General features: G+C 60.3%; 18 protein-coding genes. 9 read left to right on the top strand and 9 right to left on the bottom strand.

Annotated elements, in window-relative coordinates:
• Positions 1-2: 2 nt before the first annotated feature.
• The 5 genes from AC1DUY_RS26760 to AC1DUY_RS26740 form a co-directional block, all read right to left on the bottom strand.
• A complete protein-coding gene (locus AC1DUY_RS26760) occupies positions 3-1,016 on the bottom strand; it encodes a Bug family tripartite tricarboxylate transporter substrate binding protein (RefSeq protein WP_089267115.1) in 1,014 nt (337 codons plus the stop codon).
• Between the two features lie 498 nt (positions 1,017-1,514).
• The gene (locus AC1DUY_RS26755) at positions 1,515-1,652 is read right to left on the bottom strand and encodes a hypothetical protein (protein WP_165826718.1); all 138 of its coding nucleotides are present in this window, start codon (positions 1,650-1,652) and stop codon (positions 1,515-1,517) included.
• Positions 1,653-1,885: 233 nt separating this feature from the next.
• On the bottom strand, positions 1,886-3,163 hold the full coding sequence (gene frc / locus AC1DUY_RS26750; protein ID WP_120290951.1) for a formyl-CoA transferase: 1,278 nt from the start codon (positions 3,161-3,163) through the stop codon (positions 1,886-1,888).
• A 79-nt stretch (positions 3,164-3,242) separates the two neighbouring features.
• Positions 3,243-4,982: an oxalyl-CoA decarboxylase gene (gene oxc, locus AC1DUY_RS26745; RefSeq protein WP_478118250.1), complete on the bottom strand. Its 1,740-nt coding sequence runs from the start codon at positions 4,980-4,982 to the stop codon at positions 3,243-3,245.
• 85 nt (positions 4,983-5,067) lie between these two features.
• Complete coding sequence (locus AC1DUY_RS26740) at positions 5,068-5,799, bottom strand: GntR family transcriptional regulator (RefSeq protein WP_068730533.1); 732 nt, start codon at positions 5,797-5,799, stop codon at positions 5,068-5,070.
• 187 nt (positions 5,800-5,986) lie between these two features.
• Here AC1DUY_RS26740 and AC1DUY_RS26735 point away from each other — a divergent pair, with 187 nt between their 5' ends.
• A complete protein-coding gene (locus tag AC1DUY_RS26735; RefSeq protein ID WP_478118249.1) occupies positions 5,987-8,149 on the top strand; it encodes an acetate--CoA ligase family protein in 2,163 nt (720 codons plus the stop codon).
• 76 nt (positions 8,150-8,225) lie between these two features.
• Here the strand turns inward: AC1DUY_RS26735 and pncB are convergent, their stop codons facing one another.
• Positions 8,226-9,527, bottom strand: coding sequence for a nicotinate phosphoribosyltransferase (pncB, locus tag AC1DUY_RS26730; RefSeq protein ID WP_093758946.1), 1,302 nt, complete (start codon positions 9,525-9,527; stop codon positions 8,226-8,228).
• 295 nt (positions 9,528-9,822) lie between these two features.
• Between pncB and AC1DUY_RS26725 the strand changes: the two genes are divergently transcribed.
• Positions 9,823-10,671 (top strand): cyclase family protein, encoded by an 849-nt coding sequence (locus tag AC1DUY_RS26725; RefSeq protein ID WP_170849696.1) that lies wholly within the window; start codon positions 9,823-9,825, stop codon positions 10,669-10,671.
• Positions 10,672-10,800: 129 nt separating this feature from the next.
• On the opposite strand, the gene AC1DUY_RS26720 is transcribed toward AC1DUY_RS26725, so the two are convergent.
• The 3 genes from AC1DUY_RS26720 to AC1DUY_RS26710 all read right to left on the bottom strand — a co-directional run bounded on the left by AC1DUY_RS26720 (position 10,801) and on the right by AC1DUY_RS26710 (position 13,365).
• Positions 10,801-11,583, bottom strand: coding sequence for an ABC transporter ATP-binding protein (locus AC1DUY_RS26720; protein ID WP_478118247.1), 783 nt, complete (start codon positions 11,581-11,583; stop codon positions 10,801-10,803).
• Entirely contained in the window at positions 11,580-12,323 is a 744-nt protein-coding gene (locus AC1DUY_RS26715) for an ABC transporter permease (RefSeq protein ID WP_478118246.1), read from the bottom strand. The genes AC1DUY_RS26720 and AC1DUY_RS26715 overlap by 4 nt, the downstream gene beginning before the upstream one ends.
• Before the next feature lie 61 nt (positions 12,324-12,384).
• Positions 12,385-13,365: an ABC transporter substrate-binding protein gene (locus tag AC1DUY_RS26710; protein ID WP_478118244.1), complete on the bottom strand. Its 981-nt coding sequence runs from the start codon at positions 13,363-13,365 to the stop codon at positions 12,385-12,387.
• 186 nt (positions 13,366-13,551) lie between these two features.
• On the opposite strand from AC1DUY_RS26710, the gene AC1DUY_RS26705 reads away from it, so the two are divergent.
• From AC1DUY_RS26705 to AC1DUY_RS26675, 7 genes are all read left to right on the top strand, one after another.
• Entirely contained in the window at positions 13,552-14,412 is an 861-nt protein-coding gene (locus AC1DUY_RS26705) for an alpha/beta fold hydrolase (protein ID WP_478118242.1), read from the top strand.
• A gap of 3 nt (positions 14,413-14,415) precedes the next feature.
• Positions 14,416-15,204 carry an enoyl-CoA hydratase-related protein gene (locus tag AC1DUY_RS26700; protein ID WP_309944567.1) on the top strand — a complete coding sequence of 263 codons (789 nt, stop codon included), beginning with the start codon at positions 14,416-14,418 and terminating at the stop codon, positions 15,202-15,204.
• Between the two features lie 52 nt (positions 15,205-15,256).
• The gene (locus AC1DUY_RS26695; RefSeq protein WP_089267123.1) at positions 15,257-16,066 is read left to right on the top strand and encodes an SDR family NAD(P)-dependent oxidoreductase; all 810 of its coding nucleotides are present in this window, start codon (positions 15,257-15,259) and stop codon (positions 16,064-16,066) included.
• Positions 16,067-16,371: 305 nt separating this feature from the next.
• Positions 16,372-17,592, top strand: coding sequence for an ABC transporter substrate-binding protein (locus tag AC1DUY_RS26690; RefSeq protein ID WP_120291209.1), 1,221 nt, complete (start codon positions 16,372-16,374; stop codon positions 17,590-17,592).
• A 70-nt stretch (positions 17,593-17,662) separates the two neighbouring features.
• Positions 17,663-19,561 carry an ABC transporter permease gene (locus AC1DUY_RS26685; protein ID WP_478118239.1) on the top strand — a complete coding sequence of 633 codons (1,899 nt, stop codon included), beginning with the start codon at positions 17,663-17,665 and terminating at the stop codon, positions 19,559-19,561.
• Positions 19,558-20,325 (top strand): ABC transporter ATP-binding protein, encoded by a 768-nt coding sequence (locus AC1DUY_RS26680; protein ID WP_478118237.1) that lies wholly within the window; start codon positions 19,558-19,560, stop codon positions 20,323-20,325. Before AC1DUY_RS26685 ends, AC1DUY_RS26680 begins: the two co-directional genes overlap by 4 nt.
• On the top strand, positions 20,325-21,053 hold the full coding sequence (locus AC1DUY_RS26675) for an ABC transporter ATP-binding protein (RefSeq protein WP_092151506.1): 729 nt from the start codon (positions 20,325-20,327) through the stop codon (positions 21,051-21,053). The genes AC1DUY_RS26680 and AC1DUY_RS26675 overlap by 1 nt, the downstream gene beginning before the upstream one ends.
• Positions 21,054-21,055 lie beyond the last annotated feature (2 nt).

Raw genomic sequence — 21,055 nt, 5'->3', positions numbered from 1 at the left:
CGTCAATTGCCTTGCGCGAGGAAGCCGGCTTCCTTCATCAGCGTCTCGTGGCGCTTCTCTTCGGTGCCAACCCAGCTGGCATATTCACCGCCGGTCATGAAGGTCGTGTTGAAGGCGCCGCTCTTCATCAGGTCCTGCCACTCGGGCGTCGCGCGGACCTTCTTGAACAGTTCGACATAATAATCGATCTGATCCTTCGTCGCTTTCGGCCCCATGAAGATGCCGCGCAGCATCACATATTCGATGTCGAGTCCCTGCGACTTGCAGGTCGGAATGTCCTTCCAGCCCTTGCCGTCGGCAACCTGTTCGTCATAGGCCATCGGCTTGCTGTCGAAGACGCAGAGCGGACGCACCTTGCCGCCGCGCCACTGCGCGACTGCCTCGATCGGATTGTTCACGGTTGAATCGACATGCTGGCCAACGAGCTGTACTGCGACTTCACCGCCGCCCTTGTAAGGGATGTAAGTGAACTTGCTGCCGATCGCCTTCTCGACCGCGACCGTGATGATCTGGTCTTCCTGCTTCGAGCCCGTACCGCCCATCTTGATCGTGCCGGCCGGTGCGGCCTTCACGGCGTCGATATAGTCCTTCACCGTCTTGTAGGGCTTGTCGGCATTTACCCACAATACGAACTCGTCGAGCGCCAGCATTGCGACCGGCGTGAGATCCTTCCAGTTGAAGGGAATGCCGGTGGCGAGTGGTGTCGTGAACAGGTTAGAGAGCGTAATGATGATCTTGTGCGGATTGTTGTTCGCCGACTTCACATCGAGGAAGCCTTCACCGCCCGCGCCACCCGACTTGTTGATGACGACAAGCGGCTGCTTCATCAGACTGTGCTTGGTGATGATGCCCTGAATGGTGCGCGCCATCTGATCGGCGCCGCCGCCGGTGCCCGCGGGAACGATCAATTCGACGGGGCGCGTCGGCTCCCATGCAGCAGATGCCGGGAGAGACGCTCCCAGGCAGAGAATGGATGCAGCGGCGGCTAGCGTGAGACATGAACCTAGGCGTTTCATTGTTTCTCTCCCATTCGTTTTGATAGCGTCGATCGTTCGTCGACTTTGAAATCGTCAATGCGTGGTCGGGTCTTCCTTCGAATGTCCTGACTGCAGGTGTTCAAACGCGCCCTTGCATGCGCCATATGCGCACGTCAGACTGTCGAGCAACAAAGCGGCTCGCCTGCAAAAAGGATGAGTGGGTCTGGATCGCTCTGTCATTGCGCATACGGCATCGCGTGCCCGCGAAGGCGCGCAGCCTTTGTCCTCCCCAGGTATGCTCTCTATTCAGACGTGAAGCATTACCGTTCGCGCATTTTGGTATGCGATATGCCAAGCGGCAAGCGATTAGAGCCGTTAAAAGCCGGGGAGGCTGAAATGTCGCAGGGAACGCGAGACGTCGCTGCGATGCAACTACACAAACAAAAAAAACGGCCCCGGAAATCCGGGGCCAGTCGTCGGGAGGAACGCAGAGAATTTTGCGCGGGCTAGCCGCGCAAAAGTAGTGACGTCGCAGCCTTACAGGCCGAAGCGGGGCAGGTCGCCGTTCCGGGCCGAGATGCGTGCGCTGGCCATCAGCGCGCGATCGAGCGAGGCCATGAAGCGAGCGAAGAAGCTGGTGGACGTTGCGAGGCCGAGAGAAGCAGTCTTCGACATGATTTGATCCTTTGCTGGAGGCCGCCCCGTCTTGGCGCCTCATCATCTGGGATCAATTTACGTATACCAGATGCCAAGGACAATTGTCTTGTTTGCATGGCAGCATGAGGATTTTGCAGTGCGATATGGATCGATTTGATTTTCTTATTAAGGTTCCGCCTTGGTCACCACAAATGAAAAAGGCCGCCAATTGGCGGCCTTTCGCATCTAATTGTATGAAATCGCTGCAAAAATTACTCAGCTGCGACCTTCCGCGGCGGATCGAGTGCGCCGGAGTCGTGGATTTCGGCCACCTGATGATCGCTGAAGCCCAGCACTTGCCTGAGGATTTCGTCGGTATGTTCGCCGAGCAGGGGCGAGCGGGTCACTTCGGTGGGGCTTTCCGATAGCTTAATCGGATTGCCAACCGACAGATACTTGCCGCGTTCGGGGTGATCGACCTCGACCACAGTGCCGGTCGCACGCAGTGACTGGTCTTCGGCCAGTTCCTTCATGGACAGGATCGGCCCGCACGGGATATCGTCCTGGTTGAGGATTTCCATCGCCTCGAACTTGGTCTTGGTCATCGTCCACTGTTCGATCCGTGCGAAGATCGCGTTGAGCTTGGGCAGGCGCACCGCCGGCTTGGCATAGGCCGGGTCGGTCTTCCAGGTCGGTTCGCCGATCACGTCGCAGATCTTCTCCCACACCGGCGCCTGGGTGATGAAGTAGATGTAGGCGTTCGGGTCGGTTTCCCAGCCCTTGCACTTCAGGATGCGGCCGGGCTGACCACCGCCGGAGTCGTTGCCGGCGCGAGGCACGGCATCGCCGAACGGAATGCCTTCGCCGAACTGGCTGTATTCCTTGAGCGGACCGTGAGCGAGGCGCTGCTGGTCGCGCAGCTTGACCCGCGACAGGTTGAGCACGCCGTCCTGCATCGCGGCGGTGACCTTCTGGCCCTTGCCGGTTTGCGTGCGCTGATACAGCGCGGTGACGATGCCGAGTGCGAGATGCAGGCCAGTGCCACTATCACCGATCTGCGCGCCGGTGACGAGCGGCAGACCATCGCGAAAGCCGGTGGTGGAAGCTGCGCCGCCGGTGCACTGCGCGACGTTCTCATAGACCTTGCAGTCCTCATAGGGACCTGGACCAAACCCCTTGATCGAGGCGACGATCATCTTCGGGTTGATCTGCTGAATCTTTTCGAACGGGAAGCCCATGCGGTCGAGCACGCCGGGTCCGAAGTTCTCGACGAGAACATCGCACTCTTTCATCAGCGCGGTGAGGACTTCCTTGCCCTTCGGGTTCTTGGTGTCGAGGGTGATCGAACGCTTGTTGTGGTTCAGCATTGTGAAATACAGGCTGTCCACATTCGGCACGTCCTGCAGCTGGCCGCGGGTGATGTCGCCAACGCCGGGGCGTTCGACCTTGATCACATCGGCGCCAAACCATGCCAGCAACTGCGTGCAGGTTGGGCCGGATTGAACGTGGGTGAAGTCCAGAATGCGAACGCCTTTGAGCGCCTGTGTCATTGTTTTGCTCCCGTAAACTAGTTTTGCCGCCTCGGCATATGAGAAAAGGAGACGGGGTCTCGCGACCCCGCCTGATGTGTTATTTCTTCTTGCTGAGCACGCTCTGCGGATTGAGGTTGCCGATACGGCCGCTCTCGCTGCCGGCTGCCGGATCGATCACCGCATTGATGAGCGTCGGCTTGCCGGAATCCATCGCCGCATTGACGGCGCGCTTGAGTTCGTCGGGCGAGGTTGCGTTCACGCCGATGCCGCCGAAGGCTTCCATCATCTTGTCGTAGCGCGAGCCCTTGACGAAGACCGTCGGCGCCACGTCGGAGCCTCCGGTCGGATTGACGTCAGTGCCGCGATAGATGCCGTCATTGTTGAAGACGACGATGCAGACCGGCAGATTGTAGCGGCAGATTGTCTCCACCTCCATGCCGGAGAAACCGAATGCGCTGTCGCCTTCGATCGCCAGCACCGGTTTGCCGGTCTCAACCGCAGCAGCGATGCAATAGCCCATGCCGATGCCCATGATGCCCCAGGTGCCGACATCGATGCGCTTGCGCGGCTGATACATGTCGACGATGCCGCGGGCAAGGTCGAGCGTGTTGGCGCCTTCATTGACGAGCATCGCATCCGGACGCTCGGCGATGATGGTGCGCAGAACACCAAGCGCGCCGTGGTAATCCATCGGCGAGTTGTTGTTCATCAGGCGCGGCGCCATCTTGGCGACGTTCTCCTCGCGCTTCTTGGTGACCGCATTGGCCCAGTCCACCGGTGCCTTCTGCCAGCCCTTTCCCATGCCATCGAGCAGAGCGGCGACGCAGGAGCCGATATCGCCGACGACAGGTGCGACGATCTCGACGTTGGAGTCCATTTCCTTTGGCTCGATGTCGATCTGGATGAACTTCTTCGGTGCATCACCCCAGCTCTTGCCCTTGCCGTGCGACAGCAGCCAGTTCAGGCGTGCGCCGATCAGCATGACGACGTCCGAATCCTTCAGCACGGTGGAGCGCGCAGCGCCCGCGCACTGCGGATGCGTGTCCGGGAGGAGGCCCTTGGCCATGCTCATCGGCAGGAACGGAATGCCGGATGTCTCGATGAGTGCCTTCACGGCATCGTCGGCCTGCGCATAGGCTGCACCTTTGCCAAGAATGATCAGTGGCTTCTTCGCCGATTTTAGCACGTCGAGCGCGCGCTTGATCGAATCCGGGGCAGGGATCTGCGCCGGCGCGGCGTCGATCACCTTCACGAGCGACTTCTTGCCTGCATCGGCATTCATCACCTGACCGAACAGCTTGGCCGGCAGATCGAGATAGACACCGCCGGGACGACCGGACACCGCGGCGCGGATCGCGCGGGCGAGGCCGATACCGATGTCGGCCGCATGCAGCACGCGGAACGCGGCCTTGCAGAGCGGCTTGGCGATCGCGAGCTGATCCATTTCTTCATAGTCGCCCTGCTGCAGGTCGACGATCTCGCGCTCGGACGAGCCGGAGATCAGGATCATCGGGAAGCAGTTGGTGGTGGCATGGGCCAGCGCCGTAAGGCCGTTGAGGAAGCCGGGTGCCGACACGGTCAAACAGACGCCAGGCTTCTTGGTGAGATAGCCGGCGATTGATGCGGCATAGCCGGCGGCCTGTTCGTGACGGAACGACAGCACCCGGATCCCCTCGGCCTGCGCCATGCGGCCGAAGTCGGTAATCGGAATGCCCGGCACGCCATAGATCGTGTTGAGGCCATTGAGCTTGAGTGCATCGATGATCAGATGGAAGCCATCGGTCAATTCCTGCTCGGCGGCTGCGTTGGTATCGATGCTCTGGACTACTGCGGACATCCCGCTCTCCCTGACTTTTCTTGTGACTGTTGGTCGTTGCTCAATTGGACGTGGTGCGGAGTGGTGAACCGTCGCGAGACGGCGCTTACGTAAACAATTCCTGGCCGTGGGCTTCGACATAAGAAGCCAGACCGAGCGTGTGATCGCGCGCGCGCTTTTCCGCGAGCTCGGTGTTGCGCTCCTCAAGCGCTTCGATGATGGCCAGATGTTCGGGCAGGGACGTCGCGGTACGGTCCGTGCGTCCGATGGTCAGCTGACGATAGCCACGCACATGCAACAGAATATCGTTGGTCATATCGACCAGCACCGGCGACTCGCTGAGCGAGATCAGTGCCTGGTGGAAAGCGATATTCGCTTTCGAATATTCCTCAACGTGGTCCTGTGGCAGACGGTCCTTGTTGAAGTCCTTGAAAAAGTCGCGCAGCGCCGAGATATCTTTTTTGCGTGCGGTAGTCGTGATCAGACGCGCGGCCATGCTTTCCAGCGCCGCCCAGGCGCGGATCATGTCGACGATCTCGACCTTGGTCTTTCTGACAACGACGATGCCGCGGCGTGGCACAGTCTTTACGAAGCCATCCTGCTCCAGCATAGCAATGGCTTCGCGGATAGGTGTGCGGCTGACACCGAGCCGTTCCGACAGAGCGCGCTCGTCAAGCATCACCGGATCGGGTGAGGTGTAGATGTCCATCTTAAGAATGGCTTCTTTCAAGGCTTCATAGGCCTTGGTCTTGAAGCTGGTCTCCGGTGCAATCCGAACGATCGCAATATCGGCTTCAGACATGACGGACGGCGCCTTGGTTTGTTTTCGCGTGGGCATGAATCATCTCCAGTCGAGATGTCCTACCACAGAAATAACGTCAAGAATTTTTGGCATACCAGATGCCAGGATGTCAAGATGACAGCTATTTCAGCAATTTTGCGCTGCAACGCGCCTTGACAATCAAGTTTCTGGCATACCAAATGCCATCAATCCGTCTATTGGAAAAGACGTGAAGGAGGAAGCCATGTCCCAATCGAATCTTGCCGTCAAAGAAGCAACACCATCGGCGAAACAGGCCGTCCGCAAAGTTCTCGATGCGGTCAAAGCCGACAAGCGCACCAGCCTGACCGCCCCCGAGGGCAAGCTTGTGTGTGACGCATACGGCATTCCCGTGCCGAAAGAAGGCGTGGCCACCTCAGCCGCTGACGCTGCCAAGATGGCAAGCGGCATGGGCTTCCCGGTCGTGATGAAGATCGTCTCGCCGGACATTCTCCACAAGACCGAAGCGGGCGGTGTCATTGTCGGCGTCAAGACCGCCGAAGACGCGCAGAAAGCTTACGACACCATTCTGGCCAATGCCAAAAAGTACAAGGCCGATGCCAAGATAGAAGGTATCCAGGTTCAGCAGATGCTGATGGGCGGCACCGAAGTGATCATCGGTTCGATCACCGATGGTTCGTTCGGCAAGCTGGTGGCCTTCGGCCTCGGCGGTGTGCTCGTCGAAGTGCTGAAGGACGTCACTTTCCGCCTCGCGCCCGCCACCAATGATGACGCGCTGTCGATGCTCGATGGCATTCAGGCCGCCGAGATGCTGCATGGCGTACGCGGCGGCGATCCCGCCAACCGCGAAGCGCTGGCCGACATCATCGTCAAGGTATCGCAGCTCGTCAGCGATTTCCCGGAAATGGTCGAACTCGATCTCAACCCGGTCTTCGCCACCAAGAAAGACGCGATTGCCGCCGACGTGCGCATCGTCGTCGACTTCGACTACAAACCGCGCCCCGCGCCGCGCTCCAACGCCGAAATCGTCACGGCGATGAACCGCATCATGATGCCGAAGGCCGTCGCTGTGATCGGCGCTTCCGCCGAAGATGGCAAGATCGGCAATTCGGTGATGAAGAACCTCATCAACGGCGGCTACAAGGGCGACATCTACCCGATCCATCCGAAGGCCAAAGAGATCATGGGCCGCAAGGCCTATAAGAGCGTCAAGGATGTTCCGGGCGTGATCGACACCGCGGTATTCGCGATTCCCGCCAAGTTCGTTGCAGGTGCGCTGATCGAGTGCGGCGAGAAGAAAATTCCGGGCGCGGTGCTGATTCCGTCGGGCTTTGCCGAAGCCAACGAGCCTGCGCTGCAGGAAGAGATTGTCGAAATCGGCAAGAAATATGACGTCCGTCTCATGGGGCCGAATATCTATGGCTTCTATTATACGCCGGCCAATCTCTGCGCGACTTTCTGTACAGCCTATGACGTGAAGGGTTCGGCGGCATTGTCGTCGCAGTCCGGCGGCATCGGCATGGCGATCATCGGCTTCTCGCGCTCCGCCAAGATGGGCGTGTCGGCGATCGTCGGCCTCGGCAACAAGTCGGATATCGATGAGGACGATCTGCTGGCGTTCTTCGAGCAGGATCCCAACACCACGATCATCGCGCAGCACTGCGAGGATCTGAAGGATGGCCGTGCCTTCGCCGAAGCCGCCAAGCGCGTCTCCAAGATCAAGCCGGTTGTCGTCCTCAAGGCCGGCCGCACCTCGGCCGGCGCCAAGGCGGCCTCGTCGCATACCGGCGCACTTGCCGGCAACGACAAGATCTATGAGGACGTGTTGAAGCAGTCGGGCGTCATTCGCGCCCGCTCGCTGCGCCAGCTGCTCGAATTCGCCCGTGGCATTCCCGTGCTGCCGACGCCGAAGGGCGAGAACGTGCTGATCATCACCGGTGCCGGTGGTTCGGGCGTGCTGCTGTCGGATGCGGTGGTCGATAACGGCATGTCGCTGATGGCGATGCCGCCGGATCTGGATGCGGCGTTCCGCAAGTTCATCCCGCCGTTCGGCGCCGCCGGCAACCCGGTCGACATCACTGGTGGCGAACCGCCGATTACTTACGTCAACACCGTGAAGCTGGGCCTCACCGATGATCGCATCCACTCGCTGATCCTCGGTTACTGGCACACGATCGTGACGCCGCCGATGGTGTTCGCGCGCAACATGGTCGAGATCAAGAACGAGATGAAGGCCAAGGGCATCGAGAAGCCGATGGTGGCTTCGCTCGCGGGCGACGTGGAAGTCGAGGAAGCCGCCGAATATCTCTACCAGAACGGCATTCCGGCTTACGCCTATTCGACCGAACTCCCGGTCGAGGTGCTCGGCGCCAAGTACAAGTGGGCGCGGGGAGCGGGCCTGCTGTAAGCAGCTTCGATCTATACACAAAAACAAAGCGCCGTCCGGGAAACCGGGCGGCGCTTTTTTGCGTTTGCGGTTCTGGCTAGACGATCACCGGCTGCTCGGCGACGCCCTCACGGCCGAAGATGCGTAGATAGCGTTCGATCTCCGCTGGGCTGCTGCCGGTGGTCTTGGCCGGATTGTCCGACAGCTTCACGGCCGAGCGGCCGTTGGCATAGGTGACCTTGCAGACCAGGCTGATCGGGTCGAGTGAATCGAGCCCGCGCGGATGCGCGCCGCGGAAGTCGTTGGTGGCCATGGTGCCCCAGCCGAAGCTCTCGCGGATGCGCCCACGGAAACGCTGATGCAGATCGATCATCAGATCGACTTCGAGACCGTCGCTGAACATCGCGCGCTTCTTGCGCGGATCCTCGCCGCGCATCGCATACCAGGCGATCATCTCTTCGCCCGCCGCAACCGGCTCCTTGCTGTCCATGCGCATGCCGGTCCATTGTGAGGCCCAGGGCGGTGCGTCGCGCAGGAACTGCGTCATGCCGAACGTATCGGGCAGAATGATCAGCAATTCGCCGTCATAGACCTCCTGCCATTTCGCCAGCACGTCATATTGCGCGGTCTTCAGCTGTTCGTCGTTTTCGGCGAGACAGGCGAACACCATCGGCAGTTCGTGCGAATTGGTGCCGATGGCCTCGAATGAATGCTTGAAAGCGAGCAGGGCGTTCGACGTTCCGACGAAGCTGCGGCCAAGCTCGTTGGCCATCGCGTCCGTCACCCATTCCTGCCACAGGAAGCCGTGGCGGCGACGGGTGCCGAATTCCGCGAGCCGCATGTCCGGATAGGATTTCAGCTTCTTGATCTTGTTCCAGATCTTGGTCTTGGTCTGGGCGTAGAGAATATCCAGCTCGAACTTGTCCAGCGTGGCCATGGCGATCCGCGATCGCAGCTCGCTGACGATGGCGAGGGCGTAGATCTCCCACATCGTGACTTCAGCCCAGTCACCTTCGAAGGTGAGGACATATTGACCATCGATGGTCTCAAGCTTGTAGTCAGGCAACCTGAAGCTGCGTAAATATTCGATGTATTCAGGACGGAAGATGTCGCGGCGGCCATAGAAGCGGTTGCCGGCCAGCCAGATCAGTTCGTTCTCGCGGAATGAAAGCGTGCGGGCGTGATCGAGCTGCGCGCGCAGCACCGCTTCCGGAATGATCTCGGCAAGGCGGACGGTCTTGGTGCGGTTGATCAGGCCGAAGGTCACGGGCACCTTCGGATAAAGCATCCAGATGAACTGATGCATCAGGAATTTGTAGAAGTCGGTGTCCAGCAGCGACCGGATGATCGGATCAAGCCGGTAGTTGTGATTGTGGACCCGGGTGGCGAAATCCATCATGGCAACGCCACTCCTGGTAACGTGCCTGATCGTGGCACCTGCACCGAAACGGCAGTGGCCGCATCGCTGACGCTGTCTTTGCAGCAGTTCATTAAATTGGCGTATCCGCCGGGTTTATCGATGTCAACGCAAGCGCTGAACGGCGCTTTCACAATCGAGGATTGTCGTGGCAGCCCAGCGTTTGTCCATCTGTTTTTGGCCCTGATCCTGCATCTGCGGGCATTGCGCAGAATTGTTTGCATGCTTACGATTTCCACCTGCCGGTGGGCGCCCCGAAACGATGAAGGACAGCACCATGAAAGTCGTCGATCTCTCCCACGTCATGAACATCCACACGCCCGGCTGGGTCGGCTATGCCGGCAACAAGATGTATTATGCGCAGAACCTGCAGACGCAGATGATCGTGGCGCAGCGGATCGAGACGGCGCTGCATGCCGGCACCCATTTCGACGGCGCGATGCATGCCACCGACGGGCGCAAGGGCGACATGGCCTCGCTGCCGCTGGACTACCTGTTCAATCGCGGCGTCGTCGTCGACATCTCAAGCCAGATGCACGACTGGGCGGTGATCACGCCTGAGATGCTTGAGAAGTCCGGCGCGGATATTCGCGAAGGTGACATTCTGATCCTGCACACCGGCTGGCATAAATATTACGAAGGTCAGGCACAGCAGGATCTGGTGAAGTACTTCTGCTATCACCCCGGTCCGAACCTCGACACCCTGCACTGGATGCTAGAGAAGAAGATCAAGTGGTTCGGCATGGACACGGGTTCCTGCGATCACTCGATGAACACCTCGATCCGCAACATGCGGCCAGACATCGCTGCGCAGTTCACCAAGAAGCACGGCAAGACGCCGGCAGAATTCTTCGGCACGTTTGAGTATAATCACAAGCTCTCGGGCCGCCACGTGACTGCCGACATGTTTCCGTTCCACAATTACGCGTTCCAGGAAGGCTTGTTGCATGCCGAGAATATCGGCGGCGACATCGAGCTAATGCTGAACCAGCGTTGCCTGATCGGCGCCTTCCCATGGCGCTATGATGGGCTTGAGTCATGCCCGTGTCGTATCCTGTGCTTCACGGATACGGGCGATGCCTCGGTGGAAGCCATGGGCAATGCCGCAAAGGCGATCATGGGGTGATGTAGTTTAGGTCCACACCGTCATGGCCGTGGCTCGTCCTGGCCATCCCCGTCCGTCTGGACTAGCGGCCAAGTCGTGGATGCCCGGGACACGCCCGGGCATGACGTGGAGAGGTCGGTGGATCGTTGTCTAGCGCCTCAGCCTCGCATCTGGCGCATTTGCCTGCAGTGTATTCTGAATCGCCTCGCGGAGCAGGGGATAGTCCGCACGATCCCAGTCCGACATTCGCACGTCCGCCAAAAGCGCCGCTGACTTGCCGAACACGACGATGCGGTCGCCCACCGCCATGGCCTCTTCGAGCTGATGCGTAATCAGGATCGCGGTCGATTTGAACTCCCGTGCCAGATCGACGAAGGTCTTGCGCAGCTCGTTGGCGGTGACTTCATCGAGCGCACTGAAAGACTCATCCGCCAGTAGAATTTCCGGCTGCACGGCGAAAGCTCGAGCGATGGCCACGCGTTGCCGCATGCCGCCGGAGAGTTCACGTGGATAGGCGTTCGCGAATTTTTCCAATCCCAGCCGCTTCAGCCAGGTCATCGCGCGCTCCTGCTGAACATCTTCAGCGTTGCCGATCAGTTCGAGTGGGAGCTTGACGTTGTCGAGTGCGGAGCGCCACGGAAACAGCCGGTCCTGCTGGAAGATCGTCGCGATCTTGCCGCGGAAGGCGTTGAAGTCGTCATAGGGTGTTTTTCCGCCGATGGTGATGCTGCCGGCGGTGGGATGTTCGAGGCCGATCAACAGATCGAACAGCGTTGACTTTCCGCAGCCGGTCTTGCCGACTATGGCGATGAGTTCGCCGGGATCAATCCGCAGCGACAACTGGTCGATGGCCGTAATCGATTGACCCGATGTGGTCTGGCGGAAGACCTTGCGCAGGCCGGCGATCTCGATGGGCGCTGAAGCTGCCGTCATGCCCGCCACCGCAATACGTGCGTTTCGAGCCTGACGAGCAATGCCTCGAGGAAGAACAGCAGCACGACCAGCACCAGCGTCCAGRCAAACACGTCGGCCACCGAGAATAATTCCTGGGCGACCGAGAGCTGATGCCCGATGCCGGTTACCGCACCTACCAGTTCAGCGATGGTCACGACGCGGATGGCCAGGCTGAGTGTGATCTTCCAGCTCGTGATGATCCCCGGCGTGATCGCCGGCAGCATCAGCTTGTGAAAGAACTGCAACGGCGTCGGCCGGAAGGAGCGGATCATCTGCTTCAGATCGCGCGACACTTCGCGCATGTTGTCGAGGGCGTCGACGGTAAAAACCGGCGCGCAAACCACCACCAGCACGAAGACGATGCGAAACTCGACGCCCTTGAACCACAGCACCGCGAAGAGGATCCAGGAGACGACCGGCACGGCCATCAGGATCCGCACCATTGGGCGCAGATATTTCTCGACACTCTCGGACAGATACATCAGCACTGCCACCAGTAGTCCGATGACGAATGACACGACCAGCGACAGCAACACGCGGCCGAGCGTCACTGCGACGTCGAGCGGGGTGATCTTGGTCAGGCTTTCCGCAATACGGCCGAGGCCCGGGATCGCGAAAGCGGGGATGCCCAGCGACGGTGCCAGATAGGACATGACCTGCCAGACCGCTGCGAAGAGTACGATCGATATGATCGTCTCGCGCGGCAGGCTGGAGATCATCAGGCTTCGCGGTGACCTTTCGAAGATCGGTTCCTCGAATGGCGTGGCAGGTCTCGGCTCGTCAGGGGGCATAGATGATCGCTTCGTCAGGCAGCTTTGGATGGAAGCCGGCGGCGACGGCGCGCTCGAACGTATCCCAGATGCTCTTGCGTTCGGTGGCGTCCCAGGCTGGCCTGGCGTCGAAGTCCCAGCGCTTGGCGAGCACGGCTTCCTTCAAGATGCCGGGGGGGAGTTTGACAGTCTCGACTGCGATCTTGTCAGCACCATCCGGATCGCTGCGCAGATATTTGGTGACGTCCGCCAGCGCCGCGACGAACTTCTTCGGCGCATCCGGGGCTTTCTTGATGGTATCCTCGCGCATGGCATAGACCAGCTCCCAGCCGGTGGTGCCCGCAATCTCCTTCCATCCGTCATTGGCGTTGAAGATGATCTTCAGCGACGGATCGTCCTTCATCATCATGGTGGCGATCGGCTCGATGATCATCGCGGCATCGACGCGGCCGGCGGCAAGCTGCGCACGCGCTACAGCGAAGTTCGCGTTGACCAATGTCATGTCCTTGGCGAGGTCCATCTTTTTGGATTTCGCGTAGATCGACAGGATCTGGAATTGCCCGCTGCCCATGTCGGCGGCGAGTTGCTTGCCTTTGAGGTCGGCCAGCGACTTGATGGCCGGGTCCTTGGTGATGATGACGAGATCGGCGAGCGTGGCACCTGTTGCGACGATTTGCAGCGGCACGCCTTCGAGGCGCAGCTTCTGGAAGTAGGTGGGCCCGCCGATCAGCGTGTCGATTTCGCCGGTGGCGAGGCCCGCATAATAAGAGGAGAAGGAAGGGTAGACCTGAACTTCGGCCTCGAAACTGTTCTTGGTATCGAACTTCTGCGCCTTCATGATGTTGATGATGATCGGCGCGAAGACGGGAAGTGTCAGGCTACCCACGCGGATTTTTGTCGGCGCCTGCGCCTGCGAATTTGTTGCGAGCGCGCTGCTCATCAGCGTAGCAGCCGTGCCCATTGTGAAGGCGCGTCGCGAAAGACCGGTCATGACATCTCCTCAAGAAACGTTGTGGCGCGTGGCTTTTCGATCGGTTTATGCGGCGTTGCGATATTTGTTTGTAAGCAAATGATATGCCAAAATTGAATCCACTAAATCCTCTTGCAGTCGTGAAATAACGCTACTAGCATTTCGTTTGTGTGCAAATGAAATCTGCTCTGACTGCAGGAGGCGACGATGCCGCACGTGACGACGCCCGACGGGACGCAACTCTATTATGAGGAAGTCGGCACCGGGAGTCCTGTGGTTTTCGTCCATGAGTATGCGGGGGATTACCGCACCTGGGAGCCGCAGCTTCGTTACTTCTCGCGCTCCTATCGTTGCGTCACCTACAGCCAGCGCGGTTATCCGCCATCGGATGTACCGACCGATCCCGCGCGTTACGGCCAGGATATTGCACGCGATGACGTCATCGCATTGATGGATGCACTGAAGATCGACAAGGCGCATATCGTCGGCCATTCCATGGGCGCGTCGACGGCGCTGCATGTCGGCATTCATTATCCCGATCGTTGCTTGTCGGTGACGGCTGCGAGCTGCGGCTACGGCTCCAGCCCCGATCCTGCTTTTGTGGAGCAGGGCCGTGCAGCCTCGCGCGAAACCGCAAAAATGTTCGAGACGGTCGATTTTCCGACCGCTGCAGCGCGCTATGCCGATGGTGCAACGCGTCAGACGCACAAGAACAAGGACCCGCGTGGTTTCGCCGAGTTTGCGCGGATGCTCGCGGATCATTCGCCGGTCGGGCACGCGCTGACCATGCGCGAGTTGCAGGCCAAGCGGCCGATGCTGTGGGAGATGAAGCCGCTACTCGAGACATTCACGCCGCCACTGCTGATCATCGTTGGCGATGAGGACGATTGGTGCCTCGATCCCAGCATCTTTCTCAAGCGTACGGTGCCGACAGCAGGTCTTCTGGTACTGCCGCGTGCCGGCCATACCATCACCAGCGAAGAGCCGGCGGCATTCAATGCAGCGCTGGCCGAGCTTTTCCCAGCGGCCGAATCCGGTCGCTGGATGTCGCACAAGCCGGCGGCCTGAGCGATGAGCACGCCCGGCGATATCGTCATTGATATTGCGGACGGCATCGCGACGCTGCGTCTGGCCAATCCGGCACGACGAAACGCGATCTCGACGGCGATGTGGAACAAGATCGCCGCCTTTGCCGGCGACGTCGCGACACGCAAGGATATCCGCGTTGTAGTCATCCGCGGCGAAGGCGATCTGATGTTCTCCGCCGGTGCGGATATCTCGGATTTCGCGACGGCGCGAAGTGGCGAGGGCAATGCCCGGGCCTATGACGATCTGGTCGAGAATACCTGTCTGGCGATCGAGGCGATCCCGCAGCCGACCATCGGCCTGATCTATGGCGGCTGCATGGGTGCCGGGTCATCCGTTGCTGCGAGTTGCGACATGCGCGTTGCTGCGGATGATGCCTTCTTCGCAGTACCCGCCGCCAAGCTTGGTCTGGGCTACGATCCGCGCGGCATCGCGCGCTTTATCCGCGTGTTCGGCGCCGGTGCGACGCGGCAAGTCTTGTTCACGGCGGATCGTCTGCCTGCCATACGCGCTCATGCGCTGGGCGCGGTGCATGTCATCGCACCGAAGGCTGACATTGAATCGCTGGCAGGTGAGCTTGCAAGGAAGATCGCGGGCAATGCGCCGCTGACCATCAAGGCGGCCAAGGCTGCCATCCGTGCACTGAGCACCAACAACGCCGAACTCCTGGCTGAAGCCGAGCAGTTCTATGCCGCGGCGGACGCCAGCGCCGACTACGCCGAAGGCCGCAAGGCCTTTGCCGAGAAACGACCCCCGCGCTTTACAGGAAGCTGATTGACCTAAGAATTTTCGTTTTCATTTCCGCCAACCTCAGAAGGACACGCACATGGATCTCCAACTCAAAGGCAAATGCGCTCTCGTCACCGGCGGCAGCGAAGGTATCGGCAAGGCGATTGCCATGACGCTGGCAAAGGAGGGCGTCAATGTCGCCATCTGCGCCCGTCGCATGGAGCCGCTGGAGAAAACGGCTGAAGAAATCCGCAACGCCTACGGGGTGACGGTGGTCGCGATTACCGCCGACCTCACCAAGGATGCGGATGCCAAGGCTTTCGTCGAGAAGGCCGCCAAGGAACTCGGCAGCATCGATCTGATGATCAACAATGCCGGTTCGGCGCCGGGCGGCGTGATCGAGACGCTCACCGAAGCCGACTGGGAACAGGCGCTGCAGCTCAAATTCATGGGCTATGTGCGCTGCCTGCGCTACGCGCTGCCCATCATGGTCAAGCAGGGTGGTGGCCGCGTGGTCAATCTGATCGGCAATGACGGCGTCAAGCCATCGTATTGGGAAATCGCACCGGGTGCTGCGAACGCTGCTGGTCAGAACATGACCCTGTCGCTCGCCGGTCAGTACGGCCGTCACAACATCTCGTTCTGCGCCGTCAATCCGGGCCCGGTTCGCACCGAGCGCTGGGCTGGCCTCGTCAACGCCATGTCGCGCGACATGAAGATCTCCTACGAGGAAGCCGACAAGCTTGCGCCGGCCTCGATCCCGCTTGGCCGCATCGCGGAAGTCGAGGAAGTTGCAAATCTCGTCGTCATGCTCGCGTCACCACTCGTGCAGATGGCCAACGGCACGATGATCGAAATCGATGGCGGTCAGGACAAGGCGCTGATGGATCGCTTCCGCGACCGGTAGTCGTCAAAACAGAACGCGCGGCGGCGGAATATCGCTGCCGCGCAGCTCTGCGAAATTCGGTCGCAGATGCGCGCGCATCGACCGACATCAGATGATCAAAACTTCGGCGATGTGCTAGGCATGTTGCACCAAGACCGGTCTTGACAACGAAGAGGGTGCGCCGGACTATTTGCGTACAAACTAATTCGCGTTGCAAACATGGGGCTGTAAGCGACGCAAGGGCGAACGGTTGATCCGTTTCTTGCGAAGGCTTCGGCGAGAATCACTTCTATCGCAAACGTCGATCACAACGGAGTTCGATCATGATGACGGCTCGTTCCCTTCACTCACTCGCGATTGCCGGCACAATGGCCGGCGCACTGACATTGTCGTTCGGCCACGCGGTTCTCGCGCAGGACACGATCAAGATCGGTGAGCTCAACAGCTACAAGACACAGACCGCATTCCTTGATCCCTACAAGAAGGGCTGGGAGCTGGCGATCGAACAGATCAATGCCAAGGGCGGCGTGCTTGGCAAGAAGCTTGAAGTGATCTCGCGCGATGATGGCTCGACGCCGGGCGATGCAGTGCGCGTGGCCGATGAGCTGGTGACGCGCGAAGGCGTCAACATCATCGCCGGAACGTTTCTCTCGCATATCGGTCTCGCCGTGACTGAATTCGCCGGCAAGAAGAAAGTGTTCTTCCTCGCTGCAGAACCGCTGACTGACAAGATCACCTGGCAGAACGGCAACAAGTATACGTTCCGCCTGCGTGCCACGACCTATATGCAGGTCGCAATGCTGCTGCCGGATGCGCTGGCTGCAAAGAAGAAGCGCTGGGCGCTGGTCTATCCGAACTTCGAATATGGCCAAGCGGCGGTCGCGACCTTCAAGGAAATGATGAAGGCGAAGCAGCCTGACATCGAATTCGTCACCGAGCAGGCACCGCCGCTCGGCAAGGTCGATGCCGGCGCCGTGGTGCAGGCCATCGACGATGCCAAGCCGGACGCGATCTTCAATGTGCTGTTCGGCGCGGACTTCTCCAAGCTGGTGCGTGAAGGCACCACACGTGGCGTGTTCAAGGATCGCACCGTCGTGAGCCTGCTGTCGGGCGAACCGGAATATCTCGATCCGGTGAAGGAAGAAGCGCCGGTCGGCTGGATCGTCACCGGCTATCCCTGGGACAAGATCAAGACCCCGGAATACCTGGCGTTCCTGACGGCCTATCAGAAGAAGTACAACGATTATCCGCGTCTTGGTTCGATCGTCGGCTATGTCACGATGACTTCTCTGGCTGCCGGTATCGCCAAGGCAGGTTCGACGGACACCGACAAGCTGATTACGGCCTTCGAAGGTCTGAAGCTCGACAGCCCGTTCGGTCCGTTCATGTATCGCGCCAGCGATCATCAGGCGACGATGGGCGCTTACGTGGGCAAGATCGCGCTTGAAGGCGGCAAGGGCACCATGGCCGACTTCAAATATGTCGATGGTGCATCTGTGCTGCCCAGCGACGCCGAAGTGAAGAAGCTCCGTCCCGCGACCGAGTAAGAGGAAGTACGACGATGATCGCCGTTGATACTCTCCCCGCGCGCCCGTTGCGGGGAGGGGGATTCCTCCGATGAGTTTCAACGCGTTTCTGTTTCAGGCACTGAACGGCCTGTCGGCCGCCTCCGGCCTGTTCTTTGTGGCCGCTGGGCTGTCGCTGATCTTCGGCGTCACCCGGATCGTCAATATCGCCCACGGGTCCCTCTATATGATCGGGACCTATATCGCCTACAGCATCGCCATCAAGGTCGGCGGTGCCGTGGGTTTCTGGGGCGGCATTGTTCTGACCGCATTGCTGGTGGCTCTGATTGGCGCTGCGATCGAGATCCTTCTGCTGCGGCGGATCTATCGCGCACCTGAGTTGTTTCAATTGCTCGCCACTTTCGCGTTGGTGCTCGTTATCAACGACGCGACGCTGTGGATCTGGGGTCCTGAGGATTTGCTTGGCCCGCGCGCGCCAGGCCTGACCGGCTCCATCGAGGTGCTCGGCCGCCGGCTGCCCACTTACGATATCTTCCTGATTTTCGTCGGCCCCTTCGTGCTGTGGATGCTGCATCTGGCGCTGGCCAAGACCCGCTTCGGTCGCTTGATGCGCGCGGCCACGCAGGACCGTGAGATGGTGGGCGCGCTCGGCGTCAACCAGGCCATGCTGTTCACGGGCGTGTTCGCGCTCGGCGCTTTGCTCGCTGGCCTTGGCGGCGCGCTGCAGATTGCGCGCGAGCCGGCAACGCTGGCGACCGACCTGATCGTGATCGGCGACGCCTTCGTCGTCGTCGTGGTCGGTGGCATGGGTTCGATCTCCGGCGCCTATCTCGCGGCGGTCATCATCGCCGAGGTCAAGGCGCTGTGCATCGGCCTCGGCGTGGTCAATTTCGGCGGCTTCACGGTGAACTTCTCGAAGCTCACGCTGGTGGCTGAATTCCTCGTGATGGCTGCAGTGCTGATTGCGCGACCATATGGTCTGCTCGGTCGGGAGCAGGTAGCCGTGCGCAGTGTCGCCGAGCCTGAAGAGCCGCTACGTCCGGCGACTGCGGCCACAAAGATCGCTGGCCTCATCCTTCTTGTCGTTCTCGTGTGCCTGCCACTGATCGCCAAGAGTTCGCCCTATACGCTAGTGCTCGGCATCGACGTGTTGATCGCCGTGCTGTTCGCGACCAGCCTGCATTTCATCATGGGGCCGGGCGGTATGCATTCCTTCGGCCACGCGGCCTATTTCGGCCTCGGTGCTTACGGCGCAGCGCTGCTGGTGAAATGGTTTGCTGCGCCGATGGGGCTCGCACTGGCCGCCGCGCCAGTGCTGGCGCTGGTCGGCGCGCTGCTGTTCGGCTGGTTCGCTGTGCGACTGTCCGGTGTCTATCTGGCGATGCTCACACTCGCCTTCGCCCAGATCGTATGGGCGGCCGTGTTCCAATGGGAAACACTCACAGGTGGCTCCAACGGCGTGCTCGGGGTGTGGCCGTCGGCGCCATTCGACAGCCGTGGAGCATTCTATTTCCTGACACTCGCACTCGCTGCGCTCGGGGTGTTGCTGCTCCGCAAATTCCTGTTCGCGCCATTCGGTTACGCGATGCGGGCAGGGCGTGACTCTCCCTTGCGCGCCGAAGCGATCGGTCTCGACGTCAAGCGCGTGCACTGGCTTGCCTTCGCCATTGCCGGCGGCATCTGCGGCATCGCTGGTGGATTGTTCGCCTTCGCCAAGGGCTCGATTTCGCCGGAGACCATTGGCGTCAGCCGCTCCATTGATGGTCTCGTCATGGTTCTCCTCGGTGGCATCCAGACGCTGACCGGCCCAATCGTCGGCGCCTCCGTATATGCGGTGCTGCAGGATTTCATGATGCGTTCGACAGAGTACTGGCGTGCATTGCTTGGCGGCATCATCCTGCTGCTTGTGCTTGCGTTCCCGAGTGGCATCGTCGGCGGCTTCGTCAAGCTGATCTCACGACGAAAGACAACATCGAAGGCCGCATCATGAGCGACCTCGCCATTCGTTCGCTCTCGAAATCCTTCGGTGGTGTGCGTGCCGTCAACGAAGTGTCGTTCGACATCAAGCGCGGCGAGTTTCTTGCGCTGATCGGCCCGAATGGCGCCGGCAAGTCGACCTGCTTCAACATGATCAACGGCCAGCTGCCGCCGGATTCCGGCGAGATCTGGTTCGAGGGGGCGAAGCTCAACGGCAAGAAGCCACGCGATATCTGGCGCCTTGGTATCGGTCGTACCTTTCAGGTCGCCGCCACCTTCAACTCGATGACGGTTATCGAGAATGTGCAGATGGCGCTGATCTCCCACGCCAATCAGGTCTATCGGCTGTGGAAGCCGGCATCGTCGCTGCATCGCGAGCGCGCGCTGGAGCTGCTGGCCCAGGTCGGCATGCAGTATGCCGCTGATCGGCCGAGCCGCGAGCTGGCTTATGGCGACGTCAAGCGCGTCGAACTGGCGATTGCGCTCGCCAACGATCCGCGGCTGCTGCTCATGGACGAGCCGACTGCCGGCATGGCGCCCAAGGAGCGCAACGACCTGATTGCGCTGGTGAAGCGTCTGGTGATCGAGAAGGGCATCTCCGTGCTGTTCACCGAACATTCGATGGATGTTGTCTTTGCCTTCGCCGATCGCATCATCGTGTTGGCGCGCGGACGGCTGATCGCCGATGGCGATGCGAAATCGATCCGCGACAATCCGCAGGTGAGGGAAGTGTATTTCGGCACCGGCAAGACCTTCCAGAAATCGGAGGCTCACTGATGAGTGCCCCGATGCTCTCGGTCGAAAATCTCGGTGCGTCCTACGGAGCCGCGCAGATCCTTTACGACCTCAGCCTCAATGTCGGGCGCGGCGAGGTCGTGGCACTGATGGGCCGCAACGGCGCCGGCAAGACCACGACCATGAAGGCCATCATGGGCCTGATGGCGCAGTCTACCGGCAAGATCCGGTTCGATGGCCACGATATCTCCGGTCGGCAGCCTTACGAGATCGCGCGGCTCGGCCTCGGCTTCACGCCGGAAGACCGTCGTATTTTCTCCGACCTGACGGTGCTGGAAAATCTCGATATCGGCCGTCAGCCGCCACGCAAGTTCAGCGACGGCGTGCCGGCGCCGGTCTGGACCGAGGAGAAGTTGCTGGCGCTGTTTCCCAATCTCGGTGAAATGCCGAACCGTCCGGGCGGCCGGATGAGCGGCGGCGAACAGCAGATGCTCACCGTGGCGCGGACGCTGATGGGCAATCCGCTGCTGATCCTGCTTGATGAACCGTCCGAAGGCGTCGCCCCCCTGATCGTCGAGCTGATGGCCAACACCATTCTTGAGCTCAAGAAGGCGGGGGTGTCGATCCTGCTGTCGGAGCAGAATGTGCATTTTGCCGAACTGGTCTCGGACAGGGCCTATGTCCTCGAAAAGGGCCAGATCCAATGGAATGGCACGATGGCCGAGCTGGCGGAGAATATTGACATTCAACGCGCTTATTTGACGGTGTAACG

It is taken from the genome of Tardiphaga sp. P4_G1 (genome assembly GCF_056401215.1).
This window is presented reverse-complemented; position numbering and strand designations above follow the sequence as displayed.

Excerpts from the sequence above, each read along its gene's own strand:
- AC1DUY_RS26760 (WP_089267115.1), bottom strand. The coding sequence starts at position 1,016 with ATGAAACGCCTAGGTTCATGTCTCACGCTAGCCGCCGCTGCATCCATT.
- AC1DUY_RS26755 (WP_165826718.1), bottom strand. The coding sequence starts at position 1,652 with ATGTCGAAGACTGCTTCTCTCGGCCTCGCAACGTCCACCAGCTTCTTC.
- frc (WP_120290951.1), bottom strand. The coding sequence starts at position 3,163 with ATGACACAGGCGCTCAAAGGCGTTCGCATTCTGGACTTCACCCACGTT.
- oxc (WP_478118250.1), bottom strand. The coding sequence starts at position 4,982 with ATGTCCGCAGTAGTCCAGAGCATCGATACCAACGCAGCCGCCGAGCAG.
- AC1DUY_RS26740 (WP_068730533.1), bottom strand. The coding sequence starts at position 5,799 with ATGCCCACGCGAAAACAAACCAAGGCGCCGTCCGTCATGTCTGAAGCC.
- AC1DUY_RS26735 (WP_478118249.1), top strand. The coding sequence starts at position 5,987 with ATGTCCCAATCGAATCTTGCCGTCAAAGAAGCAACACCATCGGCGAAA.
- pncB (WP_093758946.1), bottom strand. The coding sequence starts at position 9,527 with ATGATGGATTTCGCCACCCGGGTCCACAATCACAACTACCGGCTTGAT.
- AC1DUY_RS26725 (WP_170849696.1), top strand. The coding sequence starts at position 9,823 with ATGAAAGTCGTCGATCTCTCCCACGTCATGAACATCCACACGCCCGGC.
- AC1DUY_RS26720 (WP_478118247.1), bottom strand. The coding sequence starts at position 11,583 with ATGACGGCAGCTTCAGCGCCCATCGAGATCGCCGGCCTGCGCAAGGTC.
- AC1DUY_RS26710 (WP_478118244.1), bottom strand. The coding sequence starts at position 13,365 with ATGACCGGTCTTTCGCGACGCGCCTTCACAATGGGCACGGCTGCTACG.
- AC1DUY_RS26705 (WP_478118242.1), top strand. The coding sequence starts at position 13,552 with ATGCCGCACGTGACGACGCCCGACGGGACGCAACTCTATTATGAGGAA.
- AC1DUY_RS26700 (WP_309944567.1), top strand. The coding sequence starts at position 14,416 with ATGAGCACGCCCGGCGATATCGTCATTGATATTGCGGACGGCATCGCG.
- AC1DUY_RS26695 (WP_089267123.1), top strand. The coding sequence starts at position 15,257 with ATGGATCTCCAACTCAAAGGCAAATGCGCTCTCGTCACCGGCGGCAGC.
- AC1DUY_RS26690 (WP_120291209.1), top strand. The coding sequence starts at position 16,372 with ATGACGGCTCGTTCCCTTCACTCACTCGCGATTGCCGGCACAATGGCC.
- AC1DUY_RS26685 (WP_478118239.1), top strand. The coding sequence starts at position 17,663 with ATGAGTTTCAACGCGTTTCTGTTTCAGGCACTGAACGGCCTGTCGGCC.
- AC1DUY_RS26680 (WP_478118237.1), top strand. The coding sequence starts at position 19,558 with ATGAGCGACCTCGCCATTCGTTCGCTCTCGAAATCCTTCGGTGGTGTG.
- AC1DUY_RS26675 (WP_092151506.1), top strand. The coding sequence starts at position 20,325 with ATGAGTGCCCCGATGCTCTCGGTCGAAAATCTCGGTGCGTCCTACGGA.